Genomic DNA, 11,802 nt, shown 5'->3' with positions numbered 1-11,802 from the left:
GGTGCTGGGCGCGCGCCGGGTGGAGATCAACGCCCGCCCCGGCGTCGTGCTGGTGGTGGCCGGTGACAGTCCGCACACCCTCGCGGTCTACGCCGTCGCGCTCAACTGCAACGCCGCCGATACCGGCTTGTTGGCCAGCACCCAGGTCCCGGGCCCTTAGGGTGATGCACGGGTGTCCGACGCGCCGGGGAACAGCGGTGCCTACGCTGGCGTTTGTAGGAATCCAGGGACGATCGTTTGGAAGGGTTCTATGACCGCCGACACTGTGCACGACGTGATCATCATCGGTTCGGGGCCTGCCGGGTACACCGCGGCGCTGTATACGGCCCGGGCGCAGCTGGCGCCGGTGGTGTTCGAGGGGACGTCGTTCGGTGGGGCGTTGATGACCACCACCGAGGTGGAGAACTTTCCCGGGTTTCGCGACGGCATCACCGGTCCGGAGTTGATGGATCAGATGCGGGAGCAAGCCCTGCGTTTCGGGGCCGATCTGCGGATGGAAGACGTCGAGTCGGTGTCGCTGGACGGGCCGGTCAAGTCGGTCACGACCGCCGAGGGCGAGACCGTCCGCGCCCGGTCGGTGATCTTGGCCATGGGCGCGGCGGCGCGCTACCTGGGGGTGCCCGGTGAGCAGGAGCTGCTGGGGCGGGGCGTGAGCTCGTGTGCGACCTGTGACGGGTTCTTCTTCAAGGATCAAGACATCGCGGTCATCGGTGGTGGCGACTCGGCGATGGAGGAAGCCACCTTCCTGACCCGGTTCGCGCGCAGCGTCACCCTGGTGCACCGCCGCGACGAATTCCGCGCCTCGCGCATCATGCTCGAACGCGCCCGGGCGAACGAGAAGATCACCGTCCTGACCAACAAGGCCGTGCTGGGGGTCGACGGGGATCAGACGGTGACGGGTTTGCGGATGCGCGACACCGTCACCGGGGAGGAAGCCACCCTGCCGGTCACCGGTGTCTTCGTGGCGATCGGCCACGACCCGCGCTCGGAGCTGGTGCGCGACGTCCTCGACACCGACCCCGAGGGTTACGTGTTGGTCCAGGGCCGCACCACCGCCACCTCGATCGAGGGGGTGTTCGCCGCCGGCGACCTGGTGGACCGCACCTACCGCCAGGCCATCACCGCCGCCGGCAGTGGTTGCTCGGCGGCCATCGACGCCGAACGCTGGCTGGCCGACCACGTCGAATCGAGTTCGGCCGCCCAGAGTGACGCCACCGAATTTCCTGGCAGTACCGAGATGATTGGAGCACCTCAATGACCGACGCCGAAAAAGCCGGGGCCACAATCGAAGTCTCTGACGCATCCTTCTCCACGGAGGTGCTGTCCAGCAGTAAGCCTGTGCTGGTTGACTTTTGGGCGACATGGTGCGGGCCCTGCAAGATGGTGGCGCCGGTTCTCGAAGAAATCGCCAGCGAGCGGGCCGCGCAGCTCACCGTGGCCAAGCTCGACGTGGACGCCAATCCGGTGACCGCACGTGACTTCCAAGTCGTGTCGATCCCCACGATGATCCTGTTCAAGGACGGCCAGCCGGTCAAGCGGATCGTCGGCGCCAAAGGCAAGGCCGCCCTGCTGCGTGAACTCTCGGACGCGGTGCCCAACCTCAGCTGATCGCGGTTTGAATTCTCCGCACCACCCCCCACGTTCGGCCTGGGGTTTTCCCGAATCTGCGATGCGTCTGCGACAATAACGGTTAGCTGTTGCCCAGATGCGAGCCTGTCAGTGTGTCCCGGAGGGCCTTTGGTATGTCGAGTCCGCGCCGTGAATACGGCGATGCGCTGCGCTGTGGTGACCGCAGTGCGGCCGTGACCGAAATCCGGGCTACGTTGGCCGCATTAGGGCTGCTCGACAGCCTTGAGGACGACCTCGCGACCGGCCGGCACGTGCCCGCCGAACTCTTCGACACCGAACTCGACCAGGCGGTGCGCGCCTTCCAGCAGCACCGCGGGCTCTTGGTCGACGGCATCGTCGGCGAGGCCACGTATCGGGCGTTGAAGGAGGCTTCCTACCGGCTCGGTGCGCGCACCCTGTATCACCAATTCGGCGCCCCGCTCTACGGCGACGACGTCGCCACCCTGCAGGCCCGCCTGCAAGACCTCGGCTTCTACACCGGACTGGTCGATGGGCACTTCGGGCTGCAGACCCACAACGCGCTGATGTCGTACCAACGCGAGTACGGGCTGGCCGCCGACGGCATCTGTGGGCCAGAAACGTTGCGCTCCTTGTATTTTCTGAGCTCACGCGTCACGGGCGGCTCGCCGCATGCGATCCGCGAGGAAGAACTGGTCCGCCGATCGGGCCCCAAGCTGTCGGGTAAGCGAATCATCATCGACCCCGGCCGCGGCGGCACCGACCTCGGCGAGCTGATGCACGGCCCCGCAGGGCCGGTCAGCGAAGCGGATGTGTTGTGGGACTTGGCAAGCCGGCTCGAGGGGCGGATGACGGCCATCGGGATGGAAACCTTCCTGTCGCGGCCGGTCAACCGCAGCCCGTCCGACGCCGAACGCGCCGCCACCGCCAACAACGTCGGCGCCGATCTGATGATCAGCCTGCGCTGTGAGAACCAGCCCAGCCCCGCGGCCAATGGCGTCGCCTCCTTTCATTTCGGGAACTCGCACGGGTCGGTGTCCACGATCGGGCGCAACCTGGCCGACTTCATCCAACGAGAAGTCGTGGCGCGCACCGGGTTACGGGATTGCCGCACGCATGGCCGGACGTGGGACCTGTTACGCCTGACCCGCATGCCGACGGTGCAGGTTGACGTCGGTTACATCACCAATCCGCACGACCGCGCGATGTTGATCTCGACGCAAACGCGGGATGCCATCGCCGAAGGGATTCTCGCCGCGGTCAAGCGGCTGTACCTGCTGGGCAAGAACGACCGCCCCACGGGCACGTTCACCTTCGCCGAACTGCTGGCCCACGAACTCTCCGTGGAGCGGACCAGCCGGCTCGGCGGCTCCTAGCCGATTTCGGCCCCGCGCAACGTATTTCCCGCCACTGAACCGGCGCCGACCGGCTCTTGCAGCTGCGCGTTCTCCAGCAGGCGTTCCAAAGCCGCCTCGACTTCGGCCTTCCAGCCCAGGCCCTTGTCCAACTCGAGCCGCAGCCGCGGGAAGTACGGATGTGGCGCCACCACAACGAAACCCGCATCCTGCAAAAACTCCGCGTCGATCACGCAGTGGTCCACCGAGCAGTCACCGACGGCCTCCAGCACCGGCCGCACGTCCGGGCTCGCCGCCAGCGGATCCTGCAGTTCCGAAGCCGCCGGTGTGCGCCCGAAGGCTTCCAGTGCCCGGACACCACGCCGCACCAGCTCGTCGATCACCCGGGCCAGGAGGCCGTGCGGAAGATCGTCGCCGTCCTGCCCCGGCTCGATGCCCATCGACGTCAGCAGCACCGCATCCGCGGAGACCGGCGCGGTGGGAAAGCGCTGCGCCCGTGGCACCGCCCGCGGCGGCGCGTAGAACACATAGCCAAGGCACGGCGGCTCGCTTTGGCTCCGCTCGTTCGACGGCGCGGTGGCGACCTGGCCACACGAGCCCCACTCCAGCATGACCATCGACAGCCAGGCTTCCTTCTCGAATTCCGGGTCGGCGAGATGGTCCTGGTTACCGAGCGTCGCCGGATCGACCTCCCAGTACACGCAGCGGCGAGCATGCTTGGGAAGCTGTTCGAAGGCCTCGAGGCGCAGCGGGGTGATTCGAGCGGACACTAGCCTCCTGGCTCCTGTGCGGTACTGCAGCCAATTGCACCGGCAACTTCTCCAGGATAAGAGAGTGGGTCGCCATCGGGCCAGCTTTGCCGTCGAGGCGCCGATCACGGCCCCACGACGCTGGAAGCGTTACCGTCCCCACCGGTTCGTTACCGAAAATCTTTGGAACGCATGCGTTTTCGTAATCCTACGGCAGAGAATGCCCGTTGTTTGCCGCTTCGGTGTCACAGTGACGTAATTACAGGGTATGCCTGGTCAGGCCTGCGCGGCGGTCATCATGTCGATAATTCGCTGCAAATCGTCCACCGAGCCGAATTCCACCACGATCTTCCCCTTGCGCTTGCCCAGGCTCACCGTCACTCGTGTGTCGAAGGCGTTGGACAGCCGCTCGGCGACTTCCTGGAGCCCCGGCATCTGGATCGGCTTGCGCCGCTGGGGCGCCGGGGCGCTGGTGCCGGCGCGGTTGGCCAGCGTCACCGCCTCCTCGGTCGCCCGCACCGACAGCCCCTCGGCGACGATGCGGCTGGCAAGTTCCTCTTGCGCCTCGGGCCCGGCTTCCAGCGAGAGGAGGGCGCGGGCATGGCCGGCCGACAGCACGCCGGCGGCCACCCGCCGCTGCACGGGGATGGGCAGTTTGAGCAACCGGATCATGTTGGTGATCAACGGCCGCGAGCGCCCGATGCGCGACGCGAGTTCATCGTGGGTGACGCCGAACTCGTCGAGCAATTGCTGGTATGCCGCCGCCTCTTCCAAGGGGTTCAGCTGTACCCGGTGGATGTTCTCCAGGAGGGCATCGCGCAGCAGGTTGTCGTCACCGGTCTCGCGCACGATGGTGGGGATGGTGGCCAGCCCGGCCTCTTGGGCTGCCCGCCAGCGCCGCTCCCCCATCACGATCTGATACCGCGGACCGGTCTTGGCGCCCGGGACCGCGCGCACCACGATCGGCTGCAACAGACCGAATTCGCGGATGGAGTGCACCAGCTCGGAGAGCGCCTCGTCGTCGAACACCTGCCGTGGCTGGCGCGGGTTGGGCTCGATGTCGCCCGGTGCGATTTCACGATAGACCGCGCCGGCCGGGGCCAGGTCCGGTCCCGGTCCGCCGATCAAGACGTCCGCTGCGGCGTCGCCCATCCGCGGACCGAGGGTCGCCGGACCCGAGTCCCCCTCGGCGGGACCGGTCGGGATCAGCGAAGCCAGGCCCCGGCCGAGGCCGCCCTTCTTGCGTAACGGCTGCGTCATGGTCGTCCCTTCACGGATGGTGGTCAATCACGTTCGGCGAGTTCGCGACTCGCGTCGAGGTAGCTCATCGCCCCGCGCGAACCGGGGTCGTAATCGATGATCGTCATGCTGTACCCGGGTGCCTCGGAGACCTTGACGCTGCGTGGGATCACCGTCCGCAGCACCTTGGTTCCGAAGTATCGGCGCACCTCTTCGGCCACCTGGTCGGCGAGCTTGGTCCGGCCGTCGTACATGGTGAGGATGACGGTGGTCACGTCGAGCCGCGGATTGAGGTGCGCCTTGACCATCTCGATGTTGCGCATCAGCTGTGACACGCCCTCGAGCGCGTAATACTCGCACTGGATCGGGATCATCACCTCCGGCGCGGCGACGAGTGCGTTGATCGTCAGCAACCCCAAAGACGGTGGGCAGTCGATGAAGACGTAATCGAAGTCGAGGTCGTCGAGGTCGGCCAGGGCGGTCCGCAACCGGTTTTCACGGGCGACCATGCTCACCAATTCGATCTCGGCGCCCGCCAAGTCGATGGTGGCCGGGACGCAGAACAGGCGTTCGTTGTGCGGGCTGCGCCGCAGCGCGTCCTTGACCGCGACCTCGCCGATGAGGACTTCGTACGACGAGGGCGTGCCCGACTGCCGGTCGGTGATTCCGAGCGCCGTGCTCGCGTTGCCCTGTGGGTCGAGGTCGATGACCAACGTCTTGAGTCCCTGAAGCGCGAGGGCGGCGGCGAGGTTCACCGCGGTGGTGGTCTTGCCGACGCCGCCCTTCTGATTGGCCACCGTCAGCACCCGGCGGTGCCTCGGCCGACGCAGGGGCGGATAGGTGGTGTGCAAAACCCGCATCGCCCGTTCCGCCGCGGCGCCGATCGGCGTATCGAATTCGTCCGCTGTTTCACGTGAAACATTCGCTGCGGGATCGACGATCGGCATAGGCGGCGGTGCGGCGTCGGGCGCGTCGGGCGACGGGATGTGCGCCGCGGTCGAAGTCGACGCCGGCGCGCTCGGCTGATCTCCCGGACTCGTCATTGGTTCCCGGCCTTCCCGGTCCGTGCCGGCTGGTGGCGCGGCTGCTTTCCGCGTCGGGCTATAACTACGGTTGCGGGGGGACGCAAATAGGTCGCGCCACATGTCACCACCCTGGCATCAACGGCGCCCGATGCTGCCATCACACGCCGGTACTGTTCAACTTCCTCGCGGCCGCGCTCGCCTTTGATCGCCAGCATGCGCCCGCCCGGCCGAAGCAATGGCATGCTCCACTTCGTCAACTTGTCCAACGACGCAACCGCTCGCGACACCGCCGCATCCCTTTCCCCGAACTGGTGACGTACCCACAGTTCCTCGGCACGGCCGCGGACCACTTCGACGGCTAACCCTAGTTGGTCGACGACCTCGCTGAGAAATTCGCTGCGGCGCAGCAGCGGTTCGAGGAGCACAATCTCGAGGTCGGGTCGCGCGAGGGCCAACGGGATGCCGGGCAGCCCGGCGCCGCTCCCGATGTCGATCACCCGCTCCCCCTCATCCAGCAGCTCGGCCACTGCCGCGCTGTTGAGGAGATGCCGGTCCCAGATACGACCCACTTCGCGCGGTCCGAGCAGTCCACGTTCCACCCCGGGCCCGGCCAACAACTCCGCGTACCGGCACGCGAGGTCGGTTCTCGGACCGAAGATCGTCGCGGCGGCTTTCGGCATGGCGGGGTCCGGAGACGCCGGCGCGCCAGCTGGAGGATCGCCGGGCCCGCCATGTTTCACGTGAAACATCCTTCGCTCGCCTGACGCACACTGGCCTCGGCGTGGGAACTACACCGCTGTAACTCGCTAGTCGTGCAGCACGACGACGCGCCGCGCGGGCTCCACGCCCTCGCTTTCGCTGTGCACACCAGGCACCGCAGCGACCGCGTCGTGGACGATCTTGCGCTCGAACGGCGTCATCGGCGCCAGCTCCTCACGCTCGCCGGACTCCAACACCCGTCGCGCCACCTTGTCACCCAGGGCCGCCAGCTCGTCGCGGCGCCGCCGACGCCAGCTCGCGATGTCGAGCATCAGGCGGCTCCGCACACCGGTCTTCTGGTGGACTGCCAGTCGGGTCAGCTCCTGTAGCGCGTCGAGCACCTCGCCGCCGCGCCCTACCAACTTGTTCAAGTCGTTGCTGCCGTCGATGCTCACCACCGCCCGGTTGCCCTCGACGTCCAGATCGATGTCGCCGTCGAAGTCCAGCAGGTCCAGCAGCTCCTCCAAGTAGTCGCCGGCGATTTCGCCCTCGGCCACCAAGCGCTCTTCCTGGTCGTCGAACTCGTCGGCGTCCGCCTCTGCGCCACTCTCGGACGGCCGCTCTGCGTCCAGTTCGGTGTCCACGTCACGTTCGGTGGTGGTGTCTGCGTCGGTCATGTCTTTCTCTCCCTCATCCGCGGGTCCCGCCAACCGGGTCGCACCGCCCGGTCCGGCTATGTCTCCGTTGTCAGCGTTTACGTTTCTTGGGGCGCGCCCCCGGCCGCGGGGTGCGGTTCACCGCCCCACCGTCTTGGCCGCCTGCATCCGGCTTCGCCGCCTGGGGCCTGCCTGCCGGTGCCTCCCCATCGGGGGCGTCCGACTCGGCCTCCCCCTCCCCGGCCGTTGCCGATCCGTTCCCACCGGGCTGCCCAGCCTTGGGGTTGCGCTTCGGTTTGGCCCCCGGCGCCGGTGCATTGGCCGCGCGTCGCTGAAGCGCTTCCTGCTTCTTGGCCTCGTCTTCTTTTTCGATCATCCCGAACACGTAGTGCTGCTGGCCGAACGTCCAAATGTTGTTCGCGAACCAGTACAGGATGATCGCCAGCGGAAGGAACGGGCCGCCGACGACGACACCGAGCGGAAACACGTACAGCGCGAGCTTATTCATCATCGCCGTCTGCGGATTCGCGGCGGCTTCCGCGCTCTGCCGCGCCACCGACGCCCGGCTGTTGAAGTACGTCGCTATGCCGGCCAGGATCATCACCGGTGCCCCGACCGCGATGACCGCGGGCCGGCTGAAGTGCGTGAAGGCGTCCAACCCGGTGCGTTGCGTCATGAATGCGCCGATCGGTGCGCCGAACAGGTTGGCGTCCAGAAAGTGCCCGACGTCGGTCGGGCTGAAGACGTAGTTCCCGGTGAGGCGGTTCTGGGCGACCGACAAGTGGGGCTGCCCGAAGCCGCCCGTGGTTCGGTTGAACGACCGCAACACGTGATACAAGCCGAGGAACACCGGGATCTGCGCGAGCATCGGCAGGCACCCGAGGATCGGGTTGAACCCGTGCTCGCGTTGCAGCTTCTGCATCTCCAGCGCCATCCGTTGGCGGTCCTTGCCGTACTTCTTCTGCAGCGCCTTGATTTGCGGTTGCAGTTCCTGCATCTGGCGGGTGGTCCGGATCTGCCGCACGAAGGGCTTGTACAACAACGCCCGCAGGCTGAAGACGAGGAACATCACCGCTAGGGCCCACGCGAAGAAGTTCGACGGACCCAACATCGAAGCGAACAGCTTGTACCAGGCCCACATGATCCACGACACCGGGTAATAGACGAAGTCGAGGCTAAAGAAATCAAACAAGAGTTCCACTCTCCCCTCGCGCCGCCGGGCTGGCCCACGCGTCGCTGGCATCTTCGAAGTTCACTTGGCATCCCGGGCGTTCCGGTATCGGATCCCATCCGCCCGCATGCCATGGTCCGCACTTGGCGAGCCTGACCACAGCCAACCAACTCCCCCGCAACAAGCCGTACTCGGTCAGCGCCTCGACCGCATACTGGCTGCACGTCGGGACGAAACGACATGTCGCCGGCCGCAATGGCGAGACCATGTGCCGGTACAGCTGGATGACGTAAACCGCGCCGCGCACGGCCATCGCGCCCACCGACTGGACGAGCCGCGCGCTCACCGCTCCCGTCCCGCCGACTTGAGCGCGCGGCGTAATCCCCGGCGCAGCTCCTGCTCCAACCGCGCCGACGATGCGGTCCGGCTCCCGGGCAACGCCCGGATCACCATCCGGTCACAATCGTGGAGCTCACCCAAAACGGATCGCGCCACATGGCGGAGCCGACGTGACACCCGGTGGCGTTCGACGGCCGAACCCACGGACTTCCCGACGATCAGTCCGACGCGGGGACCGGTTGCTCCCTCGTCGTCGTCCGCATGCCGGAGATGCACGATGACATCGGGCTGCGCCGCGCGACTTCCGCGCTTCACCGTCGCGTCAAACTCCGTTGACCGCCTCATGCGGTTGCGTGCGGAAAGCACCGCGGAAAAACCCGGCGTTGCGATCAGGCAGATAGCGCGCGGCGACCCTTACGGCGCCGGCTCGACACAATCGAGCGTCCGGCGCGGGTACGCATGCGCAGCCGGAAGCCGTGCACGCGGGCTCGGCGCCGGTTGTTCGGCTGGAAGGTCCGCTTGCCCTTGGCCACGACGTTCTCCTCGTTGTGTCTCGCATTTCCATCCGGCCTGCCACGCGCTCGCTCGTCTGCAGGCCGGTCGGAGGTAATCTTGCTTGCTGCTGGCCGGCGCGGTCCCCAGGCGGACCTGGGTCGCAGCCGCATCGCCGACTTTCGGGCGACTGTTTGAGGGTACTGACCGCGCTTCGCCTGGTCAAACCTGGCCTGCCCCAACGCACCCGCTCGATCCCGGCGCAAAAGATCGCAGCGGCCGCCCGGCCCCCGCCGGGCATCACATCGGCGTCGAGTCAAACCAGGCCCACCGGACCCTAAACAACCCGATTGGAATGCAGCAGAACGGTTGGCAGCCGCACGGAAAACTGTTAGCTTCTGCCAGTGTCGTTTTAGACTGCGACGACGTTTGACAACGATGCGAGGATGGTGGATCGACTAGCTGCCTAGACGGCCTTCATGGTTTTCTTCCAGCACGGAGATCGCGAGCCGTCGCCGGTAGGTTGTGGTTCGCATACGCTCATCCTGTCCACACCTGTGTATAACTATGTGGACAGTTGCTTTGTCGCCAAGCGTGGTTGTACTTCGACCCGGGATGCTCGAGAACCAGGGGGATGCGTCGTTGACCGATGACCCCGGTTCAAGTTTCACCACCGTGTGGAACGCGGTCGTGTCCGAGCTCAACGGTGAATCCGTCCCGGACGGGCTGGCCGCCAACCGCACCACCCTCATCACTCCCCTCACCCCCCAGCAGCGAGCCTGGCTCAACCTCGTCCAGCCGTTGACCATCGTCGAGGGGTTCGCGCTGTTGTCGGTGCCCAGCAGTTTCGTTCAAAACGAGATCGAACGTCATCTGCGCACGCCCATCACCGACGCCCTCAGCCGCCGGCTCGGACAACAGATCCAACTCGGGGTGCGCATCGCGCCGCCCGACGACGACACCGACGACGTCGTGCTTGCGCAAGCCGACCCGTTCCTGCAAACCGAAGCGCCGATTCCCGACGACGACACCGGTGAGACCGACGACGCCGACGAGGGCGGTGAAGCCGCCGACAGTCCGCAAAGTTGGCCGAACTACTTCACCGAGCGCCCGCATCCCGCGGACCCGGCCGTCGCCGGAGGCACCAGCCTCAACCGGCGCTACACCTTCGACACGTTCGTCATCGGGGCGTCCAACCGTTTCGCGCACGCCGCGGCCCTGGCCATCGCCGAAGCGCCGGCGCGCGCCTACAACCCGCTGTTCATCTGGGGCGAATCCGGTCTGGGCAAGACCCACCTGTTGCACGCCGCCGGCAACTACGCGCAACGACTCTTCCCGGGCATGCGCGTCAAGTACGTCTCCACCGAGGAATTCACCAACGACTTCATCAACTCGCTCCGCGACGACCGCAAGGTCGCCTTCAAGCGCAGCTATCGCGATGTCGACGTGTTGCTGGTGGACGACATTCAGTTCATCGAGGGCAAGGAAGGTATTCAGGAGGAGTTCTTCCACACCTTCAATACGCTGCATAACGCCAACAAGCAGATCGTCATCTCCTCCGACCGGCCCCCCAAGCAGCTGGCCACGCTCGAAGACCGATTGCGCACCCGGTTCGAATGGGGCTTGATCACCGACGTCCAGCCGCCCGAGCTCGAGACCCGGATCGCGATCTTGCGCAAGAAGGCGCAGATGGAACGCCTGGCGGTCCCCGACGACGTGTTGGAACTCATCGCCAGCAGCATCGAACGCAACATCCGCGAACTCGAGGGTGCCCTGATCCGGGTGACCGCGTTCGCCTCGTTGAACAAGACTCCGATCGACAAGGCCCTGGCCGAGATCGTGCTACGTGACCTCATCGCCGACGCGAGCACCATGCAGATCAGCGCGGCCACCATCATGGCGGCCACGGCCGAGTACTTCGATACCACCGTGGAAGAACTGCGCGGCCCCGGTAAGACGCGGGCGCTCGCGCAGTCCCGCCAGATCGCCATGTACCTGTGTCGCGAGCTCACCGACCTGTCGTTGCCCAAAATCGGGCAGGCATTCGGGCGTGACCACACCACCGTCATGTATGCCCAACGCAAGATTTTGTCCGAGATGGCAGAGCGACGTGAGGTCTTCGATCACGTCAAGGAGCTCACCACTCGCATCCGCCAGCGCTCCAAGCGCTGACGCCAAGCTCCTCTGAGCCCCGGCCCGGCAAGTAATTTCAAAAAACTTCTCGCACGCCTGTCACACGCGCCACAGTCAGAGCTTGTGCGCAGGACTGTGCACAACGCAATGAAACAGCCGTGTAGTAACCGGCGCTGCGTGCACAACCGCGCTTCGTCCCCAACCACCCAACACCCGACCCACAGTTGTGCACCTTGTCATCCACAGCCCGATCGCGGCCCTAGCTGGACCGAGCCACAGCTGTCCCCAGAATGCACAGCGCTTATTACTAGTACTGAGATCTCTTCGTCGTTTCTTCTTTGAAATACAGCTTTGGGG

The 11,802-nt window shown here is 66.1% G+C and carries 13 protein-coding genes and 1 pseudogene; 5 read left to right on the top strand and 9 right to left on the bottom strand.

Annotated features, from left to right (window positions below):
• From A9X04_RS30875 to A9X04_RS09270, 4 genes and pseudogenes are all read left to right on the top strand, one after another.
• Positions 1-160 (top strand): annotated as a pseudogene (locus A9X04_RS30875) (hypothetical protein); the annotation flags it as partial.
• Between the two features lie 90 nt (positions 161-250).
• Positions 251-1,258 carry a thioredoxin-disulfide reductase gene (gene trxB / locus A9X04_RS09280; protein ID WP_067919595.1) on the top strand — a complete coding sequence of 336 codons (1,008 nt, stop codon included), beginning with the start codon at positions 251-253 and terminating at the stop codon, positions 1,256-1,258.
• Positions 1,255-1,608: a thioredoxin gene (gene trxA / locus A9X04_RS09275; RefSeq protein ID WP_067919592.1), complete on the top strand. Its 354-nt coding sequence runs from the start codon at positions 1,255-1,257 to the stop codon at positions 1,606-1,608. Before trxB ends, trxA begins: the two co-directional genes overlap by 4 nt.
• Before the next feature lie 134 nt (positions 1,609-1,742).
• Entirely contained in the window at positions 1,743-2,963 is a 1,221-nt protein-coding gene (locus tag A9X04_RS09270; protein WP_067919586.1) for an N-acetylmuramoyl-L-alanine amidase, read from the top strand.
• Here A9X04_RS09270 and A9X04_RS09265 read toward each other — a convergent pair.
• From A9X04_RS09265 to rpmH, 9 genes are all read right to left on the bottom strand, one after another.
• Positions 2,960-3,712 (bottom strand): acetyltransferase, encoded by a 753-nt coding sequence (locus A9X04_RS09265; RefSeq protein ID WP_067919585.1) that lies wholly within the window; start codon positions 3,710-3,712, stop codon positions 2,960-2,962. The two genes, A9X04_RS09270 and A9X04_RS09265, sit on opposite strands and share 4 nt — an antisense overlap.
• Positions 3,713-3,967: 255 nt before the next feature.
• The gene (locus A9X04_RS09260; RefSeq protein WP_067919584.1) at positions 3,968-4,951 is read right to left on the bottom strand and encodes a ParB/RepB/Spo0J family partition protein; all 984 of its coding nucleotides are present in this window, start codon (positions 4,949-4,951) and stop codon (positions 3,968-3,970) included.
• Positions 4,952-4,974: 23 nt separating this feature from the next.
• A complete protein-coding gene (locus tag A9X04_RS09255; protein WP_082972685.1) occupies positions 4,975-5,877 on the bottom strand; it encodes a ParA family protein in 903 nt (300 codons plus the stop codon).
• Between the two features lie 92 nt (positions 5,878-5,969).
• A complete protein-coding gene (gene rsmG / locus A9X04_RS09250) occupies positions 5,970-6,704 on the bottom strand; it encodes a 16S rRNA (guanine(527)-N(7))-methyltransferase RsmG (protein ID WP_067919583.1) in 735 nt (244 codons plus the stop codon).
• A 57-nt stretch (positions 6,705-6,761) separates the two neighbouring features.
• Positions 6,762-7,331 (bottom strand): R3H domain-containing nucleic acid-binding protein, encoded by a 570-nt coding sequence (locus A9X04_RS09245; protein ID WP_067919581.1) that lies wholly within the window; start codon positions 7,329-7,331, stop codon positions 6,762-6,764.
• Positions 7,332-7,401: 70 nt separating this feature from the next.
• Positions 7,402-8,511, bottom strand: a complete 1,110-nt coding sequence (gene yidC / locus A9X04_RS09240; RefSeq protein ID WP_156764285.1) for a membrane protein insertase YidC — start codon at positions 8,509-8,511, stop codon at positions 7,402-7,404.
• Complete coding sequence (yidD, locus tag A9X04_RS29570; RefSeq protein WP_082972688.1) at positions 8,495-8,794, bottom strand: membrane protein insertion efficiency factor YidD; 300 nt, start codon at positions 8,792-8,794, stop codon at positions 8,495-8,497. The genes yidC and yidD overlap by 17 nt, the downstream gene beginning before the upstream one ends.
• Positions 8,795-8,823: 29 nt before the next feature.
• Positions 8,824-9,186 (bottom strand): ribonuclease P protein component, encoded by a 363-nt coding sequence (gene rnpA, locus A9X04_RS09230; protein WP_082974892.1) that lies wholly within the window; start codon positions 9,184-9,186, stop codon positions 8,824-8,826.
• Between the two features lie 23 nt (positions 9,187-9,209).
• Positions 9,210-9,353 carry a 50S ribosomal protein L34 gene (gene rpmH, locus A9X04_RS29565; RefSeq protein WP_073880743.1) on the bottom strand — a complete coding sequence of 48 codons (144 nt, stop codon included), beginning with the start codon at positions 9,351-9,353 and terminating at the stop codon, positions 9,210-9,212.
• Positions 9,354-9,954: 601 nt separating this feature from the next.
• Between rpmH and dnaA the strand changes: the two genes are divergently transcribed.
• Complete coding sequence (dnaA, locus tag A9X04_RS09225) at positions 9,955-11,484, top strand: chromosomal replication initiator protein DnaA (RefSeq protein ID WP_067919599.1); 1,530 nt, start codon at positions 9,955-9,957, stop codon at positions 11,482-11,484.
• The last annotated feature ends 318 nt before the right edge of the window (positions 11,485-11,802 follow it).

Source organism: Mycobacterium sp. E3247, from assembly GCF_001667785.1.
Classification (GTDB): Bacteria; Actinomycetota; Actinomycetes; order Mycobacteriales; family Mycobacteriaceae; genus Mycobacterium.
This window is presented reverse-complemented; position numbering and strand designations above follow the sequence as displayed.

Bases quoted from the DNA above. Each gene is read 5' to 3' on its own strand.
- trxB (WP_067919595.1), top strand. From the start codon at position 251: ATGACCGCCGACACTGTGCACGACGTGATCATCATCGGTTCGGGGCCT.
- trxA (WP_067919592.1), top strand. From the start codon at position 1,255: ATGACCGACGCCGAAAAAGCCGGGGCCACAATCGAAGTCTCTGACGCA.
- A9X04_RS09270 (WP_067919586.1), top strand. From the start codon at position 1,743: ATGTCGAGTCCGCGCCGTGAATACGGCGATGCGCTGCGCTGTGGTGAC.
- A9X04_RS09260 (WP_067919584.1), bottom strand. From the start codon at position 4,951: ATGACGCAGCCGTTACGCAAGAAGGGCGGCCTCGGCCGGGGCCTGGCT.
- A9X04_RS09255 (WP_082972685.1), bottom strand. From the start codon at position 5,877: ATGCCGATCGTCGATCCCGCAGCGAATGTTTCACGTGAAACAGCGGAC.
- rsmG (WP_067919583.1), bottom strand. From the start codon at position 6,704: ATGTTTCACGTGAAACATGGCGGGCCCGGCGATCCTCCAGCTGGCGCG.
- A9X04_RS09245 (WP_067919581.1), bottom strand. From the start codon at position 7,331: ATGACCGACGCAGACACCACCACCGAACGTGACGTGGACACCGAACTG.
- yidD (WP_082972688.1), bottom strand. From the start codon at position 8,794: ATGGCCGTGCGCGGCGCGGTTTACGTCATCCAGCTGTACCGGCACATG.